Below are 24,133 nucleotides of genomic sequence, written 5' to 3'. Positions count from 1 at the left end.
CCCGGCGCGAGAATTCTCAGGCCGGAATCAGCGTCACCGGAACGCCGTTGAAAACGGCATTGCCGGAGGGGACGTCGATCACCGAATCATCGGTCAGCACATTGGCGTTCACACCCGCGTTGGCGCTCGCCACCGACTGCGGGCTCCCGGCGTGGCCCCAGCCGTGCGGCAGGCTCACCACCCCGGGCATGATCGTCTCGGTCGGTTCGACCGGTACGGTGAGCGTTCCCGCGGCGGATTTCACCACGGCCTGCTGTCCGAGCCCGAGCCGCTCGACATCGGCCGGGTTGACGTGCAACGTACACCGATTCGATCCGCCGACCAGCCGGACGACATTGTGCATCCAACTGTTGTTCGAGCGCAGCTGACGACGTCCGATGAGAACGAATTCCGGGGCGGCGTCGGCGAGCCCGGCCCGCATCCGCTCCACATCGGCCAGCAGTGGCGCTGGCGCCAGCTCCACCCGTCGCGACGCGGTGCGCAGTACACCCGGCAACCGAGGGCGCAGGGCGCCGAGATCGATGCCGTGTGGATTGTCGAGCAACTTCCGCAGATTCAGGGCCTGATGCGCCGCACCGGAATTCGCGCTCTGCTCGTTCCATTCGCCGTACGGCCCGAGCCGGAGCATCATGTCGATGCGCTGTTCGGTGCTCGTCTCCCCGTACAACTCGTGGCGTCGGTGCGCCAGGCCCGCCTTCTCCAGGGTGCCCGCGATGACGAACTCGTCGACCGCGCCGAGTTGATCGCCGGTATGCGGCTGCCCGGTCAGTGCCGCGGCGAGCCTGGCGAGCACGCCCGCCTCGGAGGGCCGATCGCCCAGGGGCACCAGCGGACGCGAATACCTGGCGTAATTGCGTACAGCGAACTTCAGCAGCGCGAAATCGAAATGCGGCGATTGCAGTGGACGCGGCGGCGGCAGGATCACATCGGCGTGCCGGGTCGTCTCGTTGACGTACCGGTCGACGCTGACCATGAATTCCAGATCGGCGAACGCCTCCGCCATCCTGGTGCCGCCCGGCGCGGACAGCACCGGATTTCCCGCGACCGTGACCATGGCCCTGATCTGCCCCGCGCCGGGGGTGAGGATTTCGTCGGCCAGCGTCGCCACCGGCAGTTCGCCCATCGTCTCGGGCAGTGCGCGCACCCGGCTGGTCCAGCGCCCGGTACGGAACGGTTTGGTGCGGTTGATCCCGCCGCCCGCGGCGTCGGCGAACATCGCGCCGCCGGGGGAGTCCAGATTCCCGGTGAGCACGTTGACCACATCGACAAGCCATTGGGTGACGGTGCCGAATTCCGCGGTACATGTCCCGATGCGGGCGTACACAGCGGCGGTCGGGGCCGCGGTGAGCTCACGCGCGATCCTGGTCACCGTCTCGGCGGGCACCCCGGTTCGCGCCGCGACCACCTCGGGGGTGAACTCCGCCGCCGCGGCGCGCAGTTCGTCGAGTCCGGCGACGTCGACCCCGATATCGGTCAGCTGTTCGGCGAAAAGGGTCTGCACGATGCCGAACAGCAGGTAGGCGTCGCTGCCCGGCCGGATGAACAGGTGCTCGTCGGCCAATTTCGCGGTGCGGGTCACCCGGGGGTCGACCACGACGAATCTGCCGCCGCGCCGCTGCAACGCCTGGAGTCTGCCGGGAAAATCGGGTGCGGTGCACAGCGACCCGTTGGATTCCAGCGGATTCGCGCCGAGCATCAGCAGGTAATCCGTGCGATCGAGATCCGGAACGGGAACGGTCAGCGGATCGCCGAACATCAGGCCGCTGGCGACCTGTTTCGGCATCTGGTCGACGGTGCTGGCCGAGTAGAGATTCTTGGTGCCGAGCGCGCGGATCAGTACCGGCACATATAGTGCTCCGGCGACGGTGTGCGCATTGGGATTCCCCAGATACAGTGCCGCCGATTGGTTTCCGTGCTCGGCGACGATGGCGGGAAATCGCTGTGCGATGTAATCGAAGGCGTCGTCCCACGATGCGGTGCGCCAGGTATCGGTGGCCCTGTCCCTGATCAACGGTTCGGTCACCCGATCCGGATCCTCGTCCAGATGTCCGAGGCTCGCGCCCTTGGGGCAGATGAATCCGCGGCTGAACGGATCCTCTTTGTCCCCGCGCACCGCGGAGACGTGATCATCCGGGTCGAGGGTGATCTCGAGTCCGCACACGGCTTCGCAGAGTGGGCAGGTGCGTAGCAGATTTCGGGCGGTGCTGAGCTGGGCCATACCCCATCATCGCGCGCGAGGTAGTTCCGTCAACAGTGCGCAGACGGATACGACCGGTATCCGCGTGGCGGATACCGGTCGTACAAGCCGGTAGGAACCCCGGCCTACCCCTGCAGGGGGAGCCATCCGCTCCGCGGATCGGAGTTCGTCGTGGGCACTGAACGCAGGCCCGGTCGTACGAATTCGGAAAGGGTCAGCAGGCGACGCTGGTGAGCGATTCGCCGGTCCGGCGACGCGACAGCGAGGAGCGCACGGCCGCCGCGATGGCGACGACCGGCGGCAGCCAGCGGGCCTCGTGCGGGGCGACGCGCCACTCGGCAGCGCCAGCGGCGCAGATCTGGGTCGGCGGAAGGGCGATGCCCGCGCCGTCGGTGTAGACGGTGGCGCCGGCCTCGCGCAGCGCGTCGAGCGCCATGGCGGCCTTGCGCAGGCCGGTGACGAGGTGGATCTCGCGACGCTCTTCGCCGGGGATCTCGATCACCGGCCCGGAGAGGTCGTTGGCGCGCAGGAATCGACGCACGTCGCGTGCGAGTTCACCGCTGACCTCGATGCCGGACACGTCCTCATCGGTGATCAGGCAGATTCCGTTGGCCGTTTCGGCAACCGTCCACCCGCGCCGGCTGTAGTCCTCGACTGCAGCAGTCATGTCGGCCGCCGAGACGGAAGTCGGAAACGTGGTGCGCACTGTTTATCTCCATTCCCCGAAAGATCTGGGTCCTGCGTTCATGGGGCGTATCGACCGGGGGTATGCCCCGCGTTACGGGTGTTTCGAAATAATCTTTCGGACTGTCGGCTTCATCTCAATCAGTGTTCTTTCGCTATGAATTCCGAGGGGTTCCGGTTGGCTGGTCACGTGAATCCGGGGAAGATCACGTAATGACCGATGACGACAACGGAATTCCGGAACCGGATTCGGCAGAGTTCGAGCCCGAATCCCGATGGATCGCGTGGAAAACCTCCACTGCCAGGCGCTTTTCGCGGACCACGACCGCCGAGGAGGAGGAACGGGCCGAACCGTTCGAGAGTCCTCGGGCGTTCCGCCGGTGGAGTGCGCAGGCGGCACGCGGGCTGCTCGACGTCCAGTTCCGCCGCCCGGCCACCACGACCCTGCTGCCGCTGGCGTACATACTCGGCCTCACCTTCGCCATCGGAATCCCGATCGCGCTCGCGGTGCTGATGTGGCAGGTCTCGGCGGTGCTCGGGGTGCTGGCCGCGTTGGTCGCGATCCCGCTGGGGCTGACCATCGCGGCCGTGGTTCGCCTGCTGCTGGAATTCCTGGTCAACGCCTCACGGCTGGCGACGAGGGTCGAGCACATCAGCGAATTGGCGGACGATCTCTTCCAGGCGCTCTCCGATGTCGCCGAGCCGGTCAATCAGCTGTCCGAAGATGTGCGCGCGGTGCAGTTCTGGCGCTTCCGCAACCGAGGTCCACGCAAGTAGGCAACCTCAGGTAATTGCCGGAACCACCTACCCACGAACCTGTTTGGCGTAGATACGACAGCGGCCTGTCTGTGTAGCCAAGTCTGCACTCTGTCAGATTTACTGTGAAACAATGCTGTCCGGGGTGTTCGCCGGATGACCGCGTACATCCGGAGAGAAGCGTCGTATCGGGGGCTCTGGAGGTCGGGCAGGGTCGAGTCGGCGCACGGCGCGAGGGGGATATACATGGCTTTACCGAATGGCACGACCGGTTCGACGATGCCGCGACGGCAACTCGGTCGTCACCTACGTGAGTTGCGCAATCGAGCCAGGATGACCACCCGCACGGCCGCCAAGCAGCTGGAGTGGTCCGAGGCCAAGATCTGGCGGATCGAGACGGGGCAGACGTCGCTGCGCAGTCTCGACGTCGAGGCGATGTGCAAGGTGTACGGCGCGCCGAGCGATCTCGTCGGCCCGCTGACCGCGCTGGCCCGCGAAACCAAAGCGCGCGGCTGGTGGACCGCGTACGGCGATGTGATCGCCGAGGGGTACGACGCCTATATCGGACTCGAGGAGGCGGCCGAATCGCTCAGCTCCTACGAGCACGCCCTGATTCCCGGCCTGCTGCAGACCGAGGCCTACACGAGGGCGATGTTGGCCGCGGCGCGCCCGGACGCCCCCGCCGCCGAAATCGACCGGCGGGTACAGCTGCGCGCGGCCCGCCAGCAACTCGTGGTCCGCGCCGAATCGCCGGTGCGGCTGGATGTGGTGGTCGCCGAGGCGGCGCTGTGGCATCGCGTCGGCGACGCGGACGTGCGCGCCGAGCAGCTCGACCATCTACGGCGCATGTGCGATCTGCCCACCGTGCGGATCAGGGTGGTGCCGACCGAAGCCGGGTATCACGACGGGATGGCGTCGGGCCGGTTCGTCATGCTCGAATTCCCCGTCGGCCGCGACGGGGAGCCGCCGGAGCCGCCCATCGTCTACATCGAGGCGTTCACCGGTCCGGTCTATCTGGACAAGGAACCCGAAATCGACAGGTACCGAAAGGCTTTCGCCGGAATCCAGGCGGCGTCGATCGATGTGCGCACACTGATCGCCGACCGGCGTTAGTCGCGCCCTACTCCCAATTGCGGGCGAGCACTTCGCGGTGGGTCGGTAAGGCCCGCTCGTATACCTCGCGCCCGCGTTCGGTGAGGCAGACGAAGACGGCGCGGCGGTCATCGGCGCACATGTTGCGCCGCACCAGGCCGTCGCGTTCGAGCCGGGCCACCGCGCGCGACAGCGCGCTCTGACTCAGGTAGATATCGCCGGCCAGATCGCTCATGCGGTATTCCCCGCAGGCGGCGTCGACCAGACGGTCCAGCGTCTCGAATTCGCTGAGGCCGATGTCGTGTTGTCCCTGCAACGCCTTTTCCAGGGCGCAACTCACCGCGGCGTGCCGGTCGAGCAGTTGACGCCACTCGTCGACCAGCCCGCCCGGCGCGCTGGTGCGCGGAGCTGTGTCCGGCGTCGACGGGTTCGACATGGCCTCATCTTAGGCCCTGCGGTAGATACATGCAAACGCATTAGATGTGTTGGCATTTAATGCGTACGCATGTAATGTCCTCGCCATGACTTCACCAGCACCGCTCTCGGCCGCCAACACGGCGCCCGATCCGACCGCTTGGTCCGCCCGGCTATGGGGCATGCTGATCACCCTCTGCATCGTGCTCTTTCTCGATGGGCTCGATGTCTCGATGATCGGAGTAGCCCTCCCTTCCATCGGTTCCGAACTCGACCTGTCCACCTCGACCCTGCAATGGCTGGTGAGCGGCTACATCCTCGGCTACGGCGGCCTGCTGCTGCTCGGCGGACGCACCGCGGATCTGCTCGGTCGCCGCAAGGTCTTCCTGATCGCACTGGCTGTCTTCGCGGTGGCCTCGCTCCTGGGCGGCCTGGTCAGTTCCGGTCCGCTGCTGATCCTCACCCGTTTCATCAAGGGCCTGGCCGCGGCCTTCACCGCGCCGACCGGGCTGTCGATCATCACGACGAATTTCGCCGAGGGACCGGCCCGCAACAAGGCTCTGTCCATCTACACCGTGTTCGGCGCGGGCGGCTATTCCATGGGTCTGCTCTTCGGCGGACTGATGACCGGCGTCGGATGGCGTTGGACCTTCCTGCTCCCGGTGCCGATCGCCGTCGCCGCACTGGTCGCCGCGTACTTCCTGGTGCCCAAGGATGAGGCCGTCGAGGAGGGCGGCCACGATATCCTCGGCGCGTTGCTGTCCACCTCGGCCATGCTGCTGCTGGTCTACACGGTCGTGACGGCTCCCGAAGTCGGCTGGGCCTCGGTGCGCACCATCGGTTCCTTCGTGGTGGCCGCCGCCCTGTTCGCCGCGTTCGTCGGGGTGGAGAAGCGGGTCAGATATCCGCTGGTCCGCCTTGGCATCCTGCGCAAGCCGACCCTGGTCAGGGCCAGTCTCGCGATCATCGCGGTAGCGGGTTCCTATTTCAGCTGGCAGTTCATCGTGACCCTGTACATGCAGGAATCGCTCGGCTGGTCGCCGCTGAAATTGGCGATGGCGCTGCTGCCGGTCGGTCTGCTCGTCGTCGCGTCGGCGTTCGTCTCCGACAAACTGGTCGACCGCTTCGGCACCGGACCGATCATCGCGGTCACCCTGGTCGTGATGGCCATCGGCTACCTGCTGTTCCTGCGGATGAACACCGACCCGTCCTACCTGACCGTATTCCTGCCCGCGGTATTGCTGATCGGCATCGGATGGGTCGGTTTCCCGGCCATCAACATCCAGGCGACCAACGGCATCGATGACGAGGAACAGGGTCTCGCGGCAGGGGTGTTGCAGACGTCGATGCAGGTCGGTGCGGCCGTCGTGCTCGCGGTGACCACCGCGATCGTCACCTCCGGCGCGCATGCAGACACCTCGCCCGAGGGCATGCTCGACCTCTACCGGCCCGGCCTGGCATTCGCCGGTGGCGTCGCCATCCTCGGCGCGCTCGTCGCGCTGCTCGCCTTCGCGCCGACGTTCAAGCGGCAGGGCGCAGGCATTCCCGAACCGGAGCTCGAACCCGTCGGCTGACCCGCATCCGGCCGATATGCCGAAACGTCACGCCCGGTGACCGCAGACCATCGGGCGTGACGTTTCGGCGTATCGCGCTCGAGCGGTCACGGTCGGGACAACGGCGGCGCGACAGTGTCTTTGGGGGAGCGGACGAACGTCAGCGGAGTGCCGTCACGGCCGACGGTCGGCCAGTCGATGGCCAGTGTCGAATCGAACGCGTCGATATCCCTGTCGAATTCGGGGGTGTATTCGAGCGAGCACAGATAGGTGACGGTGGACTGGTCCTCCAGCGAGAGGATGGCGTGCCCGAGGCCCTCCGAGATGAAGACCGAGCGCCGGTCCACATCGTCGAGCAGCACGCTGTCCCAGCGCCCGTAGGTGGGCGATTCCGGTCGCAGGTCGACCACCACGTCCAGGAACGCGCCCCGCACGCAGGTCACATATTTGGCTTGGCCCGGCGGGTCCTCGGTGTAGTGTATGCCGCGCAGTACACCCGCCGCGGAGACCGAACAGTTCACCTGGCACAGCTCGAACGGACGTCCGGTGGCCTTCTCGAACTCCGAGGCCTTGAACGATTCGACGAACGCGCCGCGCTCGTCACGGAACTGGCGCGGGGTGACCACCCACGCGCCAGGAACCGCGAGTTCCCGAATCTCCATGGTCACCAATCCCGTCCGCGTTCGAGCAGATCGAGCAGATACGCGCCGTACCCCGAGCGGACCAGCGGCTCGGCGCGGGTGCGCAACTCGTCGTCGTCGATATACCCCATCCGCCAGGCGACTTCCTCCGGCACGCCGATTTTCAGGCCCTGGCGCTCTTCGATGGTGCGCACATAGTTGGCGGCGTCGAGCAGTGAGTCGAAGGTGCCGGTGTCCAGCCACGCGGTACCGCGCGCGAGGACGTCGACGCGCAGCCGATCCTGTTCCAGATAGGCGCGGTTGATATCGGTGATCTCGTATTCGCCGCGCGCCGAGGGCCGCAGGGTGCGCGCGATCTCGATGACATCGTTGTCGTAGAAGTACAGGCCGGGGATGGCGTAGTTGGATCGCGGCGCCTTCGGCTTCTCCTCGATGGACACCGCGCGCCCTTCGGTGAATTCGACGACACCGTAGGCGGTCGGGTCGGAGACCCAGTACGCGAATACCGCGCCGCCCTCGAGTCCGGCGAACCTGTTCAGGCTGGTGCCGAGGCCGGGGCCGTGGAAGATATTGTCGCCGAGGACGAGTGCCGCGCATTCGGTGCCGATGTGATCGGCGCCGAGAATGAAGGCACGCGCCAAGCCATCGGGCTCGGGCTGCACGACATAGCTGATCGAGATGCCGTACTGCCGCCCGTCGCCCAGGAGCCGACCGAACGCCTCGGCGTCCTCCGGCGTGGTGATGACCAGGATATCCCTGATGCCCGCGAGCATCAGGGTGGACAGCGGGTAGTAGATCATCGGTTTGTCGTAGACCGGGACCAGCTGTTTGCTCACCCCGCGCGTGATCGGGTGCAGCCGCGATCCGGTGCCGCCCGCCAAGATGATTCCGCGCATGCGCAGAAGTCTGCCAGCCGCCCCCGTTTCGGAGTCGGGGAGGTTCCGACTGGCCTACGAATTCATCACGACGCTTTCGCCACGGGGTGGATCGGGGCGATTCTGTTGCATAGGTCACGAAGACATGGTGTTCTGAAATGACACTGTGTTGGATGTCAGCGTCGACATTCGTCCCGGAGCACCCCGCCGGGCCGCATCGGCGCGCCCGAGCTGAAGTAGGTGTCCGATGACAGGCGAACCCGGCGTTGTGGTGAATCCGGACGGTCCGAGCGCATCGGCGCGTCTGCTGCTCGCCACCTGCCGCGGTGTGGTGCGGCCGATTCTGCGAGTCGCGCCGATCACCCGCACGACCATTCCCATCGGCGCGTTCGCCGTCGACAATCTCGCGAGGCTGCGCCCGCAACCGCGGGGTATCGATCGGGAACAGGTGAGTTTCGGCGGTTTCCGGATGGAGATCATCCGGCCCGCGGGCGCCGCCCGCGCGCTGCGGCACGGCGCGGTGCTCTATATGCACGGCGGTGGATTCGCGATCTGCGGACTGGATACGCATCGGCCGGTCGCGGCGAGCCTGGCCCGCCGTACCGGGCTGGCGGTGCTCAATGTCGCCTACCGGCAGTTGCCCGGACGTAGCATCACACAGTCGGTACAGGACTGCCTCACCGCCTACCGGTGGCTGCTGCGGCACGGGGCCGATCCTGCGCGCATCGTCCTCGCGGGCGATTCGGCGGGCGGATATCTCGCCTTCGCCACCGCCCTCGGCACGATCGAATCGGGTCTGCCGACTCCGGCAGGGCTGATCGGATTCAGCCCGCTGCTCGATCTGGATCACGCGGCCAAGCGCGACTACGTGAATGTGGTCCGCGATCCCTATATCCCGCTGGCGGCGCTGCGGGCGGTGGCCCGGCTCGGGGCCGAGGTCGACGGAGTGCTCGACCCGATGCTGTCCCCGGTGAACGGCGCGCTCGCGGATCTGCCGCCGGTGCTGCTGATCGCCGCCGAGGACGAAGTGCTGCGCTACGACTGCGAACTCATGGCGCGTCGGCTCACCGCGGCGGGTGTCCCGAACACTCTCGAACTGTGGCGCGGCCAGGTCCACGCCTTCACGAGTATCGCCCCGAACCTGCCCGAGGGGCGGGCGGCGTTGGGGCGGGCGGCGCGGTTCGTCCGCACCGCTATCGAGTCCTCGCACCAGGCTCGGACGGCCTGATCACGGTCGGCCGGACGAGTCGAACCCCGCCCCGGGATCACCGGGGCGGGGTTTCTCGATGGTGCTGGTCGGTCCCCGACCGCGTGCCGATTACTCGGCGTGCGGGAGTTCGCTGAACGTCCCGTCAGACGAGACCCACCGGGCGCATGGTCCGGTGGGTCTCGTCCGATTACTTATTCAGTTGTGCCGCAGAACTACTCGGCTTACTTGGCCGGGGCCGGCGCCACGAACGGCGCGGTGGTGGTGGCGAAGTACTGGATCGCCGCGGCGATCGCGACCGGCGCGGTCACGAAGATCTGGCCGACCAGGGTGCCAAGGAAGCCGACCGCACTGGCGCCGATGAGGCAGCCGACCGCGGCGGCCGGGATGAACGGGCCGAACAGGCCGACGATGGTGGCCGAGGCCACGGTGCCGGCAGTGAGTCCGCCGAGGACGCAGCCGACGGCGCCGCCGCCGAGGCCACCGATCAGGGTGCCGACGGTGGCGCCGACGCTGATGGTGTCCTTCAGACGGTTGAACGCCGCGAGCTCACGGTCGTACTCGTTCTTCCAGGGCGCCTTGTCCTCGTAGGGCAGGGCGACCGGCTTGTAGACGGCCTTGTCCACGTCGAGTTGCGGGGTCAGGGTCGCGGTGTTACCCGAGATCTGCGCGGCGATCGGCAGTTCGTAGTCATCGAGCCGGAACTTCAGCTCGGAGCCCGCGACGACGGTGCCGTCGGCGGCCTTGATCTTCAGGGCGTCGTTCTCGACCACGATCGAGCCGGAGTCGATGGTGATGATGGACTGGGTGTCGGTGGCCTGCGCGGTGAAATTGATCGGCGCGTCGGTGGACGGCGCGGCCGGCGCCGCGTTGACAGCGCCTGCGGTGACGCCAAGGGCGGCGATCAGCAGCGCCGAGGTGGCGGCGAATTTCCTCATCAGCATTTTGTTCTCAACCTCGATGTGAAGCGTTCGGGGGGACTAGACGATCGAAATCTAGACCAGCTAACGAGTGGTGAACCAGCTATGACCATGAATTCAAATCTTGTTCACCATTAAGTCTTGTATGGCGGTGAGTTGTTGGAAACGTGCACCACGAACAGGGTGTTCGGGACCAAACAGAACCGGACTTCATTGTTCTACCGTTAAGTAGTGTGACGAATGTCACATCACTTAGATGGTTCATTTGTCCGGTCCGGGTCATAGGTATCCGACGGCGTAACCCGGTGCGGCCCACGTAAGGTTCTGGGTGTGCGAATGCTCGTAACAGGCGGCGCCGGGTTCATCGGTGCGAATTTCGTCCAGCAGACCGTTGCCGAACGACCCGACACGACGGTAACCGTCCTCGACGCACTGACGTATGCGGGAAATAAGGCGTCACTGGATCCGGTGGCGGACCGGATCGATTTCGTGCACGGCGATATCGCCGATCTCGATCTGGTCGACGAACTCGTCAGCGGGGTCGACGTGGTGGTGCACTTCGCCGCCGAATCGCATAACGACAACTCGCTGTCGGAGCCGTGGCCCTTCGTCCAGACGAATATCGTCGGAACGTATTCGCTGTTGCAGGCGGTGCGCAGGTACGACGTGCGATATCACCACATCTCCACCGACGAGGTATACGGAGATCTCGCCCCGGACGATCCGGCTTTCACCGAAAAGACCCCCTACAACCCGTCGAGTCCGTACTCGTCCACCAAAGCATCCAGTGACCTGCTGGTTCGGGCCTGGACCCGATCCTTCGGGGTGCGCGCCACGCTGTCCAACTGTAGTAACAACTACGGGCCGTATCAGCACGTGGAGAAGTTCATTCCACGCCAGATCACGAATCTGATCGACGGCGTCCGGCCCCGGCTCTACGGCGCCGGCCATCAAATTCGCGACTGGATTCACGTCGACGATCACAATCGCGCGGTCTGGGACATTCTGGAAAACGGACGAATCGGTCAGACCTATCTGATCGGCGCCAACGGCGAACTCGACAATAAATCGGTCGTGCGCATGCTGCTCGAAGCGTTCGGTCGCGACCCCGACGATTTCGACCATGTCACCGACCGGCCCGGCCACGACCAGCGCTATGCGATCGATGCGAGCCTGCTGCGCACCGAACTCGGCTGGGCCCCGCGTTACGCAGATTTCCGCGCGGGGCTGGCCGCGACCATCGACTGGTATCGCGACAACGAATCATGGTGGCGCCCCGATAAAGCGGGAACCGAACGCGCCTATGCCCAAGCGGGCGAGCAGACGCTCGGGGTCGACCCCGAATAGGTGTCGCCCTCAGCCCCAGACGATGGCGTGATATTTGGCCGTCGCCGCGATCAGTGCGACAGCCGAGGCCGCGATCACCGTGACGGCAGGACCCCAACCCGGCGTCCTGCCCTCGGAATCGGTGAGCCGCAACGACATCCAGCGCAGTAGCACCGTGACGCCGACGATTGCCAGCGGCACGAAATAGCGGCCCTGGACACCGTCGATGATGTAGTAGCCGACCGGCGTGAACGACATGTACAGCGTCACGTAGATCATCGCGACGCTGGCGGCGACCGTCAGCGCGACGAGCAGGGTGCGCCGGAAAGTGGCCGTGATCGTATTCATCCGCTCCGCGATGCCGACGCTCACCGCGAAGGCGAGCAGGCAGGCCAGCATCGATATGGCGGGCACATCGATATAGGCGAAGCCGAGTTCCCCGAAGAATTGACTGAACCAGCGCTGATCCCGGTAGATGATGCTGTCGCCGAAGGTCGAGACGAATTGCGGGAGATCGGAGAGGATTCCGCTCAACTGATCACCCGGCCGCACCGAATTCCACTGGTGCTGCGGACGCATCAGACCCATTCCCTCGCCGGTGGGTGCCGCGATCTTCATCCAGACCGCGAACGCCAGCGCGCCCGCCCCGGCGAAGGCCAACGGAATCCAGCGGCGCAGGCCGGTGAAGCCGAACCGGTTGGCGGGTACGACGACAACCAGCATCGCCAATAGGACGTAGGTCGGTTTGCTGACGGGCAGCAGCACCGTCGCGGTGAGCAGCGCGGCCGTTTCGACGCCACGCAGTCGTTCGCCGAGGAACAGGCTCTTCACCAGCAGCGCCGAAACCAGAATGGCGAGCGCGTTGGTCAGCGTATCGGCGGTGACGGTGCCAGCCTGGAATACCGCGATGGGCAGCACCGCCACGGTGAACGCGAGCCATTGCACCCGGTGCGCCCGCAGTGTCCACAGCGCGAATCCGACGACAGCGAGATAGGCGAGCAGTCCGGCCAGTCTGGTGGTCAGCACCAGGCCGCCGACATGGAGACCCATCGCCTCCGCGATCCGGATGCCCGCGGCCGCAGGCAGATACGGCACCGGTGAGTAGGCGGCGGTATTGGTGAACCAGACGGGTTCGGCGGCCTCGGAGACCGCCGCATCCTTCAAACGGTCGTAGACGGCCGGATCCGCGATCATCGGATCGGGCTCTTCGGGGTTGGTGGTGTAGTCGCGCAGCGCATAGCCCATCAATTCGGTCACGCTGACCGGAACGTCGCCGCCGTAGGCGACGCCACGCGCGTCGTGGATGCGCTGGGGCAGCGCGCCGCCGTGCGCGACCTGGTAGGCGCGGCCGAACTGGGTGATCTCGTCATGGCCCCAGAACGGCGGCGTGACAACGGTGAACAACGCACCGAAGATCCCGGCGAGCACGGTGAACGCCAGCGTCGCCGCGCCGAAGCGGGCCACGATCGGAGCACCTAACCGGGCGATGGACGAGCGAACGCGCGAGCCCGAACTCGGTTGCCGCGCAGTCTCCTTCGCACCGTCAGGGGACGACTCGGCGCGCACGGGTTCCGCTACGGTCTCGCTCGAATCGGTGTTCTGCGCTGGACTCGCGGAGGTGGTCACCGTGTGACCCCACCGGCGGCCGAGTCACCGCCAGGGCCGATCGCCCGCCCGCCGTCCGAGCCGACCGCGGAGTAACGCAGGTAGACCAATCGGGCGGCCTCGTGCCGCGAGCGGCGGATACCGTCGAGGATGAGACCCGCTGTCCACGCCAGACTGCCGAGCAGCAGGAGCGTGAAACCGAGGAACAGGGTGGGAAAGCGCGGCACCTCGTGGGTGTTGTAGAACTCGATCACGATCGGAATGGTCAGGATGATCGAGACGAGCCAGCTCAGCGTCCCGGCCAGGCCGTAGAACGCGACCGGCCGCTCGTGCCTCGCCAATCCGATGATCAGCGCCAGAATTTTGAAACCGTCGTGATAGGTCCGCAGTTTCGATTCACTGCCAGCGGGGCGATCCCGGAACCCGACCGGCACCGCGGTTCGCGGAACTCGCAGGTGGAGCGAATGCACCGTGAGTTCGGTTTCGATCTCGAATTCCCGCGATACCGCCGGGAAACTTTTGACGAATCGGCGCGAGAACACGCGGAAGCCGCTGAGCATATCTTCGACATTCTCGCCGAATACCTTGCCGACAACGCCGTTGAGCACGCGGTTACCGGTTTCGTGGCCCGCGCGGTAGGCGGTGGCGCCCTCATCCTGTTTGCGTACGCCGAGTACGTGATCGTAGGGACCGTCCAGCAGGGTCTTGATCATCAGCGGTGCGGCGGACGCCTCGTAGGTATCGTCGCCGTCGATCATCAAGTAGATATCGGCCTCGATGTCGGCGAAGGCGCGGCGCACCACATTGCCCTTGCCCTTGGTGTGCTCGTACCGCACGATCGCACCCGCTTCCCGGGCCCGCTCGGCGGTCTTGTCGGTGCTGAGATTGTCGTAGACGTAAACGACGATTCCCGGCACGGCGGCCTGCAGGTCGGCGACGACCTTGGCGACCGAAGCCTCTTCGTTGTGGCACGGGACCACGGCGGCAATGCGAAGCTCGGTGGAATCCACCCGGGTCAATCCTCGATGTCGGCGGTGAATGGGAACACCGGGAGGGTACAGGGCTGTGGGGTACGGCGCTCATCCGGTCGGCTCAGGCAGCAGGCCGCATGTGTCGAGTTTAGTGGGGTACCGTCGCCCGGTGTCCTACCCCGAGCAGCCCGTGTCAGTTCCCGAACGGTCGGGCTCCGCGTCGACACCGGCGCAGTCCGCCGCGATGACACCGGCGCAGTCCGCCGCGTCGACACCGGCGTCGTCCGCCGCGTCGACACCGCCGCCTGTCGCGCCGTCACTGATATCGCGACTGATCGCGGGCCTGCGACAGGGCGCCGCCTTTCTCGTCGTCGGCGCGATCGGGTTCCTGGTCGACGCGGGCACCTACAACCTGCTCGTCTTCTGGGGCGGCGAGGGTGTTCTCTATCACGCGCCGCTACAGGCCAAGATCATCGCGATCGCGGTGGCGACCGTCGTCACCTACTTCGGCAACAAGTGGTGGACCTTCTCCCATAAGCAGACCGACAATCCGGGCCGCGAATATCTGCTCTACGCGGTATTCAACGTGGTCGCGATCGGTCTGCAGTTGGGTTGCCTCGGTTTCTCCCGCTATGTCCTCGACCTTTCGACGCCGCTGTCGGACAACATCTCGGGAACCCTGATCGGCCAGATCGTCGCTGTCGTCTTCCGGTATTGGGCCTATGACAAATTCGTGTTCACCGGGAAATCCGAGAAATCGGACATGGCCTAGGCATTGCGCGCCGCGGACCGCCGGAATCAGGCATAGGGTGAATGCGGTCCACGGGTACCGGGAAGGTCGTCGCGTGACCGATCCGACCGGATTATCCGGTTGCTGGGCGGGCAGGCGAAGGCGCGGATTGATATCCTCGGCCCCGCCGCGATCGGCGTCAAGGGGCGTGTCTGCCCCGTCGGCACGTAAGGATTTCGAGGAACTTCATGGATCAGTCGGCTACCCAGGCCGTTACCGAAACGAACGACCGCGCCGAAACAGCGCCGGCCTCGCTGCGCGCCGACCATCGCGCGCCCGATCGGCTGGTATTGCAGCGCGGTATCTTCACCGGACCGTCGGCCAAGGTCAGCGACGAGTTGTACGCCGTGGTCAAGGGCCGCGGGCACCGTGAGCGCCTGGCGCTGCGCCTCGAGAAGGGCGCGACCGCACACACCAACACCTACTTCGGCCGTTTCGCCGCGGCCTACTGGCAGCGCTGGACCACCGTCACCGAGGTGCGCACCACCATGGTGCTCGACGTGGTGAACAAGGCCCGCGTCCGGCTGGTCGCCTCCGATATCGCCGGGCACCGCCGGATCATCGTGACCACCGAGGTCACGTCGAGCGGTCCCGTCACGCTGACCGCGCCGCTGGACCAGTACGTCGACGGTGGCGCGCTCTGGCTGGAATTCGACGCCGCGGGCGGCGACCTCGGCATCACCGAACTCACCTGGACCTCGGTCGCGCCCGAGCGGGTCCGCCCGGTCGCCATCGCGATCTGCACCTTCAACCGGGCCGCCGATTGCGCGGAGACGGTGGCCGCGCTCGCGTCCGACGCGACCGTGCTGGCCGCGATCGACGCGGTCTACGTGGTCGATCAGGGTACCGATCTGGTGCAGGACCGGCCGCTTTTCCAGGAGACGCTGCCGACCTTCGGCGACAAACTCCGCTACATCCGTCAGCCGAATCTCGGTGGGGCGGGCGGGTTCACCCGCGGACTCTACGAGGTCTCCGCGGTGAACGAACACGCCGACGTCATCCTGATGGACGACGACATCCTGTGCGAGCCGGAGACGGTGCTGCGGCTCAACGCCTTCGCCAACTCCACGGTGGAACCGATGCTCGTCGGTGCGCAGATGCTGTTCCTGCTCAACCCGGACTACCTGAACGTCGGCGCCGAAGAGGTGCATCTGCACGAGCTCAAGCACGGGCAGAAGGTGGCCAAGGCGCTGCGCAACACCAGCATGCTCAAGAAGAATCAGGAGCGACGCGTCGACGCGGGCTACAACGCCTGGTGGACCTGCCTGATCCCGGCGGAAGTGGTCGCCGAGATCGGCCTTCCCATCCCGATCTTCTTCCAGTGGGACGACGTCGAATACGGCATCCGCGCCAAGGAACACGGCTTCGTTACCGTCACCCTGCCGAACGCCGCCGTCTGGCACGCCGATTTCTACTGGAAGGATTACGACGACTGGGCGCGCTATTTCAGCACCCGCAATTCGCTCATCGTCGGATCACTGCACACCGATCTGGACGGCAAGGCCATCTCCCGCCAACTGTTCCGCAATCTGGCCGAACAGCTGGTCGCCATGCAGTACGGCCTCGTGCACACCACCCTGCAGGGCATCGAGGATTTCCTCGATGGACCGAAAATCCTGCGTGACGGCGGAATCGCCGCGCTGGCGCAGGCGCGCACCAGCCGTGCCGACTACGCCGAGACGATCAAACATCCGGCCGCGACGCCGCCCGTGCCTTCCGCGGATATCCAGATTCGCCGGGCCGGCGGCGAACCGAGCCGGACGATGCTCGTGCTCGTCAAACGCGCCGTCAACCAGTGGTTCGGCCGCACCCAGCACGGTCTGATCGGGGTCACCCGTGAGGATGCGTACTGGTGGCACGTCTCGCTGTTCGACCACGTCGTGGTCACCGACGCCTCGCAGTCGGGCGTGCGGGTCCGTCGCCGCGACAAGGCCCGCGCCCGCGCGCTGCTGCTGCGCACCCTGCGCGTGCTCGGCCGTCTGCGTCGCGAACTCCCCGCCCTGCAGGAGCAGTACCGCACCGCCATGCCCGAACTCACCAGCCGCTCGAACTGGGAACGGTTGTACGGAATCAAGGCGGACTGACCGAATACCCCGGGGCCGGTGGCCGTGCACGGCGCACGGCCACCGGAACTCTCAGAGGAACAGGTCGGTGGTCAGCGGCCCGTCGCCGGGGGTGACGCGGTACTTGTCCAGGTCGGTGATGCCGTGGGCAGCCAGGACGTCGTCATCGATGAAGAAATTGCCCGTGGTCTTCTCGGCGGGCGAGGTGAGCACCAGGTACGCGGCGTCGGCGTAGATGTCGGGGGTGCGCGAGGTGGCGACCATTTCCTCGCCGCCGAGCAGATTCTTGACAGCCGCGGTGGCGATGGTGGTGCGCGGCCACAGTGAATTCACGCCGATGCCATCACCCTTCAACTCCTCGGCCAGGCCGAGCGTGGTAAGCGACATGCCGTATTTGGCGATGGTGTAGCCCAGCGAGGAACCCGCCCATTTGGGGTCGAGGTTCAGCGGCGGGGAGAGGGTGAGGATATGGGGATTGTTCCCCGCCTTCGCCGAGGCGCGCAGATGCGGGATGCTGAGTTTCGAGAGTAGGAAGCTGCCCCGGCAGTTGATGTCCTGCATCAGGTCGTACTTCTTCATCGACAGTGTTTCGGTGGGTGACAGGTCGATGGCGGAGGCGTTGTTGACCACGAGATCGATGCCCCCGAACCGCTCGACCGTCTGACGGACGGCCTCGGCCACCGATTCGTCGATACGCACGTCGCCGACGAACGCCAGCACCTGGCCGCCCGCCTGTTCCACTTCCGCCGCCGCGGTGTGGATGGTGCCGGGGAGCTTGGGATGCGGCTGATCGGTTTTGGCGATCAGGGTGATATTCGCGCCGTCGGCAGCCGCACGCTTGGCGATCTCGAGACCGATGCCGCGGCTACCGCCCGACATGATCAGCGTTTTGCCCGCGAGCGGCTTCGATGCCGGTTCCGTCATTACCTGCTCCTTAGTGTGTGCCGCAGGTCGACAGATGCCCGCGGCCTTCCGCGCTTTGCACACTAAGCGTAGACCACGCCCCTATGCAACTGGTTGCATAGGGGTTGCGCCACCGTGGCAGGCGGTGGTTCGAGGGGGGGACAACGGGCACCGGACCGCGAGGGTCCGGCACCCGTCTACCGTCCGAGGATCAGACCGAGGCCGCCAGCGCGAGCACCAACATCAGGAAGGTGAACAGCAGCACGATCGCCAGCGGAAGCCACGCGAGCAGCATGCCCGGCGTCTTCTGCGGCCCGAATCCGATCGCGCCCTTGAGAAAGAACACGGCGGGCGGCTTGTAGTAGACGCGGGCGCCCGGTCCCGGGTTGATCTGGACCGGGAGTTCGTTGGCGCCCATATCGAACAGCCACGGCGTGGCGATCCAGATGTGGTAGTTGCCTGGACCGACCGGAATGTGGTTGTCACCCCAGCGGGTGTTCGGCACCTGCTGGCCGTTGATCTTGATCTTCGGTGTGGTCAGCAGACCGAGCAGGAAACCGATCCACGCGTAGGTGGCGTTCACGGTGATGCCGGGCGGTGGTGGTGCGCCTTGCTGCGGCTGTTGCTGACCGTACGGCTGCCCGAATTGCGCGGGCGGCCCGCCGAATTGCGGTGGCGGCTGCTGCCCGAACTGCTGCGGCTGACCGCCGGGCGGCGCGCCGTAGGGCTGCTGCTGGTGCGGTGCCGATTGGCCGTAAGGCTGCGGTGGCACCTGTTGATGCGGCGCGGACTGGCCGTACGGCTGCGGTGCGCCGTACGGCTGACCCGCCTGCGGCGGCTGTTGCTGTCCGGGCACGGGGGTGCCCGGCCACTGTCCGGGCTGCGGCTGGCCCTGAGGCGGATATCCGCCGGGGTTGCTCATCCATCTCTCCCAGGATCGCGAGTATGCGAGGCGAATCTACCGTGGTTCCCTGCGATCAGCGTCGCGAGCTCCGGTCTCGATACATCTGGCGCTGCTGTTTGGTGATGTCCTTGCGCGCCTGCTGCCGTTCGGCCTGCAACCGCTTATCCGTGCGCGACCGCATCCACGCGTTCTCCTTGGCCAGTTTGCGATAACTGTCCAGACGCCGCTCGGTCAGCGCACCGCTGTCGACGGCGGCTCGGACCGCGCATCCCGGTTCGCTCGTATGCGAGCAATCACCGAATCGGCACTGTTCGGCGAGGGATTCGATATCGCTGAAGGTTCGTTCGATCCCGTCTGAGGCATCCCACAGACCGATGCCGCGCAGTCCGGGGGTGTCGATGAGCGTGCCGCCGCCGGGCAGCGGTCGCAGTTCGCGGTGCACCGTGGTGTGCCTGCCCTTCTTGTCGGCGGCGCGCACGGCATCGGTCGCGAACACCTCCTCACCGAGCAGTGCGTTGGCGAGAGTGGATTTACCCGCACCGGACGGCCCGATCAGCGCGACGGTGCCCGCCAGCATCGCGGTGAGCACATCGAGGCCAGTTCCGGTCGTCGCGCTGATCGCGAGTGCCGCAGCTCCCGGCGCGACCGCCTGCACCGCGTCGAGCGGAACATATTCCGCCGCATCGGCTTTGGTGAGCACGACGACGGGCACGGCATGACTTTCCCAGGCCAGGGCCAGCATGCGCTCGATCCTGTTCAGATCCACATCACCGTCGGCCGCGGTGCAGATCAGCACGGTATCGACATTGGCGGCGAGTACGTGCCCTTCCGATCTTCCGGAAACCGAGGAGCGAACGATCGCCGAGCGTCGCGGCAGCAGCTGCCTGACCGTCCGCTCGGCGTCGATACTCACCCAGTCACCGGTGCATAATCCGCTGATCTCGGAATCCGCGCGCGGACACCGGGCCCGAGCGAGTCCGGTGGGTGTCGCGACATCGCATTCGCCGCGATCCACGCGGATCACCCGCGCGGGAACGCATCCGTCCGCGATGACATGCGAGTAGTCGTGGGAAACGGCTTCGGTCCAGCCGTAAGGGACGAGCAGGTCGTTCTCGACCATGGGGAGGTAGTCCTTCGTCGGGCACTGAGCCCGGCCCGGACTCAGCGAGAGAGTGTCGAGGTGGAATTCCGTGCGGCGGCGCGCAATTGCGCGGCTCGACCGGACACGACAATCCGACGGTCGGTCTTCACGTTCTCTCCACCTCCTTGTCTCTCTCGCTGGCGCACCTACTCTGACACGGCGCGCGAATCCCCGCAAACCATTTTCTACCTGCGACGATTCCGCGCACGGTCGGGTGGTGCGCGGAATCGTCGAATCGGTCTATTTGTCGGGCTTGCCGAACTGCTCGTGCCTGCCGAGCGAGCGCAGATGGAACCACTCGCGCAATCCGGCCGGATCGCGACGGGTCACCAGGAAGAACCAGGAGAAGCGAACCCACTCCTGGGGCAACAGCTTCCGCATACCGGGCTGAGCCATCAGATAGCCGCGGTTGCGGTAGGTGAAATACCGCTTCACCGGATCGTCCGGATATTGCGTGTGCATCCGCCCGCCGAGGATCGGCTTGAATTCCGATGCCCCGTTCGGATGCAGGTAGGCCGTTTGCAGACAGGTGCCGAACGGGAGTCCGGAACGAACGAGCCTGCGGTGCACCTCGACCTCGTCGCCGCGCACGAACAGCCGCAGATCGGGGACGCCGATCAGGTCGATCGCCTTCGCGGAGATCAGCGCGCCGTTGAACAGCGAGGCGATACCGGGCAGGAAATCCTCCTCGCCCAGTTCGGACCGCAGCCGCCGCCACACCACGCCCCGGCGCAGCGGGAAGGCCAGCCGGTCCGGCTCATCGATATCGCAGACGACGGGCGACACCTCGGCGAGGCCGTATTTCGCCGCGCAATCCAGCAGGATCGACAGCACTTCGGCCCCCTCGGGCCTGCCGTCGTCATCGGCCAGCCACACCCAATCCGCGCCCTGGGTCAACGCGTGCAGGATGCCGAGCGCGAATCCGCCCGCACCGCCGAGATTGTGCGCCGAACCCAGATAGGTGGATTCGATCGGCTGCTCGCCGACCAGTTCGGCGACCTCGGGCTCGTTCCCGTTGTCGATCACGATCAGGTGATCCACCGGCCGTGACTGCGCGGCAAGCACTTTCAGCGATTCGGCGAGCAGTTCGCGCCGCTTGTGCGTGACGACGACGGCGATGATCCGCGCGTCCGGTCCGGTACCGGCCTCGGGCTGCACCAGCGAGACATCCAGTAGCGGCGGATAGTCATCATCGAAGTCGACCGGGTTCGACACCCCTGCATCGATCGGGACGTCGCGCCCGGTCGGCTCGTTCATGTCGGATTCCGCTCCAGTTCTCGTTCGTCGGTTTTCGTCGCCACCCGCTCGGCTTCCATTTCCCGCAGCACCGTCGCGACGTGGTTGCCCGCGTCCGGCCCCTCGTAGGCGCGGACCACCTCTTCGATACCGCCGCGCAGGCGGATCTGCCCGTGGTCGATCCACATCGCGGAATCGCAGAGTTGTGCGAGGAATTCATTGGAATGGCTGGCGAACACCAGGATGCCGGAACGCGCCACCAGTTCTTGCAGGCGCAGACGCGCCTTCTTCATGAACTCCGCGTCCACCGCGCCGATACCCTCGTCCAGGAGCAGGATCTCCGGATCGATGGAGGTGACGACACCCATCGCGAGTCGCACCCGCATACCGGTGGAATAGGTCCGCAGCGGCATCGACAGATATTCGCCGAGTTCGGTGAAATCGGCGATCTCATCGATCTTGGACAGCATCTGCTTACGGGTCTGGCCGAGGAAAAGTCCCCGGATGATGATGTTCTCGTACCCGGAGATCTCCGGGTCCATCCCGACACCGAGGTCGAAAACCGGCGCGACCCGGCCGCGAATGCGCGCGCTGCCGCGAGACGGTTCGTAGATCCCCGAAAGTAGCCGCAGCAGTGTCGATTTACCCGCGCCGTTGTGGCCGACCAGGCCGACCCGGTCGCCCTCCTTCAGCGCCAGGTTGATATCGCGCAACGCCTCGACGACGACGACATCGGATTGATTGCGTCCGATCGCGCCGCCCGCCTTACCGAGAAAGGCCTTCTTCAACGAGCGCGATTTCGCGTCGAAGATCGGGAATTCGACCCACGCCTGATGGGTTTCGATACTTACCTGAGAGGTCACCGGGGAGCCTCCTTATACCCAGTAAGGGACGCGCGAACGGAACTGTTTCATCGCGAGCACCGCGATGATCCAGCCGACCAGGGTGATCGTGCCGACGACCACCCAGTGCCGCAGCGCCTGCGGCTCGCCGAGCAGGGGAGCGCGGACGATCTCCAGGTAGTGGAAGGTCGGGATGATCTCGACCAGCCTGGCCCGGTCACCCGCCCCCATCTGCGATTGCAGCGTCTTGGTCGTCCACATCACCGGCGTCAGCACGAACAGCATCAGCGTGGTGCTGCTGAGGATGGGGGCGATATCGCGGTACCTGGTGCTGAAGATGCCGAAGACGATCGACACCCACATCGCGTTCAGGAACAGCAGTACCATCGCGGGCACCGCGAGCAGACTCGCCCAGCCCAGGTTCTTCCACACGCTGAACACCGCGAGCAACACCAGGTAGATGACCATGTTGTGGGCGAAGAACAGGAACTGCCGCCACACCATCCGGTAGATGTGCACGCTCAGCGCCGACGGAAGTTGTTTGATCAGGCCCTCATTGGCGATGAAGACTTCCGAGCCCTCGAGGATGCTGGCCGAGATCACATTCCAGACGATGAGCCCGACGGTGACGTAGGGCAGGTATTGGCTCAGCGGCTGATCCAGCAGTGTCGCGTACAGCACACCCATCGCCGCGGCCTGCAGGCCGGTCGCGATGGTGATCCAGAACGGGCCGAGTACCGAACGCCGGTAGCGCTGTTTGATGTCCTGCCAGCCCAGCGACAGCCATAGCTCACGCTGGGTGAGGCCGTCGCGGAAATCCTTGAAGGCGCGCTGGAAGGTCTGTGAATCCGAGACCAACGGCTCCGTCGGGACACCCACCGCCGGACTGCCTGCGGTCTCGGCGGGAGTGGAGTTCTCGGCGGTCACCGGGTTCTCGTCTCCCGACTCACGGATGTCCTCTGCTTGCGCAGATTCCTCTGAACGCACTGAGCTGTCATCTGAACGCACTTGGCTCTCTTCAGGACGCACCGTACTCATATCGGAGTCGGGTCGAGCGGCAGCGGCGGGCACGGTCCCCGACACTACCCGTCCCGATTCTCACGCGGACCCGCTGGTGCGTATGCGATCGCGCCGGATTTCGCGACTCCACGCGCCCTACAAGTACTGCCCGGAGCCGCCCGTCACGTGGTCCGGTCGGCCGCCGCGGGGGTCGGCCATGAGCAGGCCAGGCGGCAACGCCCCCTGGCGCATCTGTTCCAGCTGGGCTCGCGCCGCCATCTGCTGGGCGAATAGCGCCGTCTGGATGCCGTGGAACAGGCCCTCCAGCCAGCCGACCAGCTGGGCCTGGGCGATGCGCAGTTCGCCGTCGGAGGGGATGGCGTCGTCGGTGAACGGCAGGGTGAGCCGTTCCAACTCCTCACGGAGTTCCAGCGCGAGGCCCTGTTCCAGCTCGCGGACCGAGGATTTGTGGATCTCGCGCAGACGGGTGCGGCTGGCGTCGTCGAGCGGTGCCGCGCGCACCTCTTCCAACAGTTGTTTGATCATGGTGCCGATACGCATGACCTTGGCGGGCTGCTCCACCATGTCGGCGAGCGATTCGCCCGCTTCCTCGCGAGCGTCCTGGTCGTCGGATTTGTCGTCGGCGTCGTTCACCACCTGCCCGGTCAACGGAGTGCCCGCGTCGGCCGGTATGACCAGGGGTTGTCCGTCGGGACCGATCACAACGATGGAATCGGGTGCCTCATCCGAATGCGTCATGATCCCCATCATGTCGAATTCGGGCCGAACGCGCTAAGGCGGGAGGGGCCGGGCCAGGGACCGGGCAGGGGCAGAGCTGTTCGCCGGCCGGTATCTGCGCGAGGCGGTAGCGTCCTAAACTGTTCGGGTCGTCGTGTGGTTCGGATTTGCTGAAAGTCGGTTGCCATGCTGAGTCCCAGTTCGCCGCGCCCCCGCACGCCGCTGCGTAACCGGGGGCAGTTGTGCTCGTCGGCGCCGGTCACGGGGAACACTGTT

The 24,133-nt window shown here is 65.9% G+C and carries 22 protein-coding genes; 7 read left to right on the top strand and 15 right to left on the bottom strand.

The window, feature by feature from the left end:
- Window positions 1-16: 16 nt before the first annotated feature.
- Together ABZS43_RS10650 and ABZS43_RS10645 are read right to left on the bottom strand one after the other, a co-directional pair.
- Window positions 17-2,218 (bottom strand): molybdopterin-dependent oxidoreductase, encoded by a 2,202-nt coding sequence (locus ABZS43_RS10650; RefSeq protein WP_355035600.1) that lies wholly within the window; start codon window positions 2,216-2,218, stop codon window positions 17-19.
- A 193-nt stretch (window positions 2,219-2,411) separates the two neighbouring features.
- Window positions 2,412-2,864, bottom strand: coding sequence for a hypothetical protein (locus ABZS43_RS10645; protein ID WP_355035599.1), 453 nt, complete (start codon window positions 2,862-2,864; stop codon window positions 2,412-2,414).
- Between the two features lie 230 nt (window positions 2,865-3,094).
- Here ABZS43_RS10645 and ABZS43_RS10640 point away from each other — a divergent pair, with 230 nt between their 5' ends.
- Entirely contained in the window at window positions 3,095-3,658 is a 564-nt protein-coding gene (locus ABZS43_RS10640) for a DUF4282 domain-containing protein (protein WP_355035598.1), read from the top strand.
- 225 nt (window positions 3,659-3,883) lie between these two features.
- On the top strand, window positions 3,884-4,750 hold the full coding sequence (locus ABZS43_RS10635; RefSeq protein ID WP_355035597.1) for a helix-turn-helix transcriptional regulator: 867 nt from the start codon (window positions 3,884-3,886) through the stop codon (window positions 4,748-4,750).
- Window positions 4,751-4,757: 7 nt separating this feature from the next.
- Here the strand turns inward: ABZS43_RS10635 and ABZS43_RS10630 are convergent, their stop codons facing one another.
- Window positions 4,758-5,165, bottom strand: a complete 408-nt coding sequence (locus ABZS43_RS10630; RefSeq protein ID WP_355035596.1) for a MarR family transcriptional regulator — start codon at window positions 5,163-5,165, stop codon at window positions 4,758-4,760.
- A gap of 85 nt (window positions 5,166-5,250) precedes the next feature.
- Here ABZS43_RS10630 and ABZS43_RS10625 point away from each other — a divergent pair, with 85 nt between their 5' ends.
- Window positions 5,251-6,717, top strand: coding sequence for an MFS transporter (locus ABZS43_RS10625; protein ID WP_355035595.1), 1,467 nt, complete (start codon window positions 5,251-5,253; stop codon window positions 6,715-6,717).
- 86 nt (window positions 6,718-6,803) lie between these two features.
- Here ABZS43_RS10625 and rfbC read toward each other — a convergent pair whose 3' ends face one another.
- The gene (rfbC, locus tag ABZS43_RS10620) at window positions 6,804-7,358 is read right to left on the bottom strand and encodes a dTDP-4-dehydrorhamnose 3,5-epimerase (protein ID WP_355035594.1); all 555 of its coding nucleotides are present in this window, start codon (window positions 7,356-7,358) and stop codon (window positions 6,804-6,806) included.
- A gap of 2 nt (window positions 7,359-7,360) precedes the next feature.
- Window positions 7,361-8,233 carry a glucose-1-phosphate thymidylyltransferase RfbA gene (gene rfbA, locus ABZS43_RS10615; protein WP_355035593.1) on the bottom strand — a complete coding sequence of 291 codons (873 nt, stop codon included), beginning with the start codon at window positions 8,231-8,233 and terminating at the stop codon, window positions 7,361-7,363.
- A gap of 226 nt (window positions 8,234-8,459) precedes the next feature.
- Between rfbA and ABZS43_RS10610 the strand changes: the two genes are divergently transcribed.
- A complete protein-coding gene (locus tag ABZS43_RS10610) occupies window positions 8,460-9,440 on the top strand; it encodes an alpha/beta hydrolase (RefSeq protein ID WP_355035592.1) in 981 nt (326 codons plus the stop codon).
- Between the two features lie 203 nt (window positions 9,441-9,643).
- Here ABZS43_RS10610 and ABZS43_RS10605 read toward each other — a convergent pair whose 3' ends face one another.
- A complete protein-coding gene (locus tag ABZS43_RS10605) occupies window positions 9,644-10,363 on the bottom strand; it encodes a hypothetical protein (protein ID WP_355035591.1) in 720 nt (239 codons plus the stop codon).
- A gap of 306 nt (window positions 10,364-10,669) precedes the next feature.
- Here ABZS43_RS10605 and rfbB point away from each other — a divergent pair, with 306 nt between their 5' ends.
- The gene (rfbB, locus tag ABZS43_RS10600; protein ID WP_355035590.1) at window positions 10,670-11,686 is read left to right on the top strand and encodes a dTDP-glucose 4,6-dehydratase; all 1,017 of its coding nucleotides are present in this window, start codon (window positions 10,670-10,672) and stop codon (window positions 11,684-11,686) included.
- Window positions 11,687-11,695: 9 nt separating this feature from the next.
- On the opposite strand, the gene ABZS43_RS10595 is transcribed toward rfbB, so the two are convergent.
- The gene (locus ABZS43_RS10595; protein WP_355035589.1) at window positions 11,696-13,129 is read right to left on the bottom strand and encodes a DUF2142 domain-containing protein; all 1,434 of its coding nucleotides are present in this window, start codon (window positions 13,127-13,129) and stop codon (window positions 11,696-11,698) included.
- 158 nt (window positions 13,130-13,287) lie between these two features.
- Entirely contained in the window at window positions 13,288-14,280 is a 993-nt protein-coding gene (locus ABZS43_RS10590; protein ID WP_355035588.1) for a glycosyltransferase, read from the bottom strand.
- Between the two features lie 151 nt (window positions 14,281-14,431).
- Here ABZS43_RS10590 and ABZS43_RS10585 point away from each other — a divergent pair, with 151 nt between their 5' ends.
- On the top strand, window positions 14,432-15,013 hold the full coding sequence (locus ABZS43_RS10585) for a GtrA family protein (protein ID WP_355035587.1): 582 nt from the start codon (window positions 14,432-14,434) through the stop codon (window positions 15,011-15,013).
- A gap of 206 nt (window positions 15,014-15,219) precedes the next feature.
- Window positions 15,220-17,115, top strand: coding sequence for a glycosyltransferase (locus ABZS43_RS10580; RefSeq protein ID WP_355035586.1), 1,896 nt, complete (start codon window positions 15,220-15,222; stop codon window positions 17,113-17,115).
- Between the two features lie 51 nt (window positions 17,116-17,166).
- Here ABZS43_RS10580 and ABZS43_RS10575 read toward each other — a convergent pair whose 3' ends face one another.
- From ABZS43_RS10575 to ABZS43_RS10545, 7 genes are all read right to left on the bottom strand, one after another.
- Entirely contained in the window at window positions 17,167-18,018 is an 852-nt protein-coding gene (locus ABZS43_RS10575; RefSeq protein ID WP_355035585.1) for an NAD(P)-dependent oxidoreductase, read from the bottom strand.
- 190 nt (window positions 18,019-18,208) lie between these two features.
- On the bottom strand, window positions 18,209-18,919 hold the full coding sequence (locus ABZS43_RS10570; RefSeq protein ID WP_355035584.1) for a hypothetical protein: 711 nt from the start codon (window positions 18,917-18,919) through the stop codon (window positions 18,209-18,211).
- Between the two features lie 55 nt (window positions 18,920-18,974).
- Window positions 18,975-20,021 (bottom strand): ribosome small subunit-dependent GTPase A, encoded by a 1,047-nt coding sequence (gene rsgA / locus ABZS43_RS10565; RefSeq protein ID WP_355035583.1) that lies wholly within the window; start codon window positions 20,019-20,021, stop codon window positions 18,975-18,977.
- Between the two features lie 261 nt (window positions 20,022-20,282).
- A complete protein-coding gene (locus ABZS43_RS10560; protein ID WP_355035582.1) occupies window positions 20,283-21,299 on the bottom strand; it encodes a glycosyltransferase family 2 protein in 1,017 nt (338 codons plus the stop codon).
- Window positions 21,296-22,141 carry an ABC transporter ATP-binding protein gene (locus ABZS43_RS10555; RefSeq protein ID WP_355035581.1) on the bottom strand — a complete coding sequence of 282 codons (846 nt, stop codon included), beginning with the start codon at window positions 22,139-22,141 and terminating at the stop codon, window positions 21,296-21,298. Before ABZS43_RS10555 ends, ABZS43_RS10560 begins: the two co-directional genes overlap by 4 nt.
- A gap of 12 nt (window positions 22,142-22,153) precedes the next feature.
- The gene (locus ABZS43_RS10550) at window positions 22,154-22,999 is read right to left on the bottom strand and encodes an ABC transporter permease (protein ID WP_355035739.1); all 846 of its coding nucleotides are present in this window, start codon (window positions 22,997-22,999) and stop codon (window positions 22,154-22,156) included.
- 276 nt (window positions 23,000-23,275) lie between these two features.
- Window positions 23,276-23,878, bottom strand: coding sequence for a bacterial proteasome activator family protein (locus ABZS43_RS10545; RefSeq protein ID WP_355035580.1), 603 nt, complete (start codon window positions 23,876-23,878; stop codon window positions 23,276-23,278).
- Window positions 23,879-24,133: the final 255 nt, after the last annotated feature.

Source organism: Nocardia sp. NPDC005366 (assembly GCF_040606855.1).
In the GTDB taxonomy this organism is placed as follows: domain Bacteria; phylum Actinomycetota; class Actinomycetes; order Mycobacteriales; family Mycobacteriaceae; genus Nocardia.
Note: the sequence above shows the minus strand (reverse complement) of the source record. Positions and strands in the feature narration are given on the sequence as shown.

Excerpts from the sequence above, each read along its gene's own strand:
- ABZS43_RS10650 (WP_355035600.1), bottom strand. The coding sequence starts at position 2,218 with ATGGCCCAGCTCAGCACCGCCCGAAATCTGCTACGCACCTGCCCACTC.
- ABZS43_RS10645 (WP_355035599.1), bottom strand. The coding sequence starts at position 2,864 with ATGACTGCTGCAGTCGAGGACTACAGCCGGCGCGGGTGGACGGTTGCC.
- ABZS43_RS10640 (WP_355035598.1), top strand. The coding sequence starts at position 3,095 with ATGACCGATGACGACAACGGAATTCCGGAACCGGATTCGGCAGAGTTC.
- ABZS43_RS10635 (WP_355035597.1), top strand. The coding sequence starts at position 3,884 with ATGGCTTTACCGAATGGCACGACCGGTTCGACGATGCCGCGACGGCAA.
- ABZS43_RS10630 (WP_355035596.1), bottom strand. The coding sequence starts at position 5,165 with ATGTCGAACCCGTCGACGCCGGACACAGCTCCGCGCACCAGCGCGCCG.
- ABZS43_RS10625 (WP_355035595.1), top strand. The coding sequence starts at position 5,251 with ATGACTTCACCAGCACCGCTCTCGGCCGCCAACACGGCGCCCGATCCG.
- rfbC (WP_355035594.1), bottom strand. The coding sequence starts at position 7,358 with ATGGAGATTCGGGAACTCGCGGTTCCTGGCGCGTGGGTGGTCACCCCG.
- rfbA (WP_355035593.1), bottom strand. The coding sequence starts at position 8,233 with ATGCGCGGAATCATCTTGGCGGGCGGCACCGGATCGCGGCTGCACCCG.
- ABZS43_RS10610 (WP_355035592.1), top strand. The coding sequence starts at position 8,460 with ATGACAGGCGAACCCGGCGTTGTGGTGAATCCGGACGGTCCGAGCGCA.
- ABZS43_RS10605 (WP_355035591.1), bottom strand. The coding sequence starts at position 10,363 with ATGCTGATGAGGAAATTCGCCGCCACCTCGGCGCTGCTGATCGCCGCC.
- ABZS43_RS10580 (WP_355035586.1), top strand. The coding sequence starts at position 15,220 with ATGGATCAGTCGGCTACCCAGGCCGTTACCGAAACGAACGACCGCGCC.
- ABZS43_RS10575 (WP_355035585.1), bottom strand. The coding sequence starts at position 18,018 with ATGACGGAACCGGCATCGAAGCCGCTCGCGGGCAAAACGCTGATCATG.
- ABZS43_RS10570 (WP_355035584.1), bottom strand. The coding sequence starts at position 18,919 with ATGAGCAACCCCGGCGGATATCCGCCTCAGGGCCAGCCGCAGCCCGGA.
- rsgA (WP_355035583.1), bottom strand. The coding sequence starts at position 20,021 with ATGGTCGAGAACGACCTGCTCGTCCCTTACGGCTGGACCGAAGCCGTT.
- ABZS43_RS10560 (WP_355035582.1), bottom strand. The coding sequence starts at position 21,299 with ATGAACGAGCCGACCGGGCGCGACGTCCCGATCGATGCAGGGGTGTCG.
- ABZS43_RS10545 (WP_355035580.1), bottom strand. The coding sequence starts at position 23,878 with ATGACGCATTCGGATGAGGCACCCGATTCCATCGTTGTGATCGGTCCC.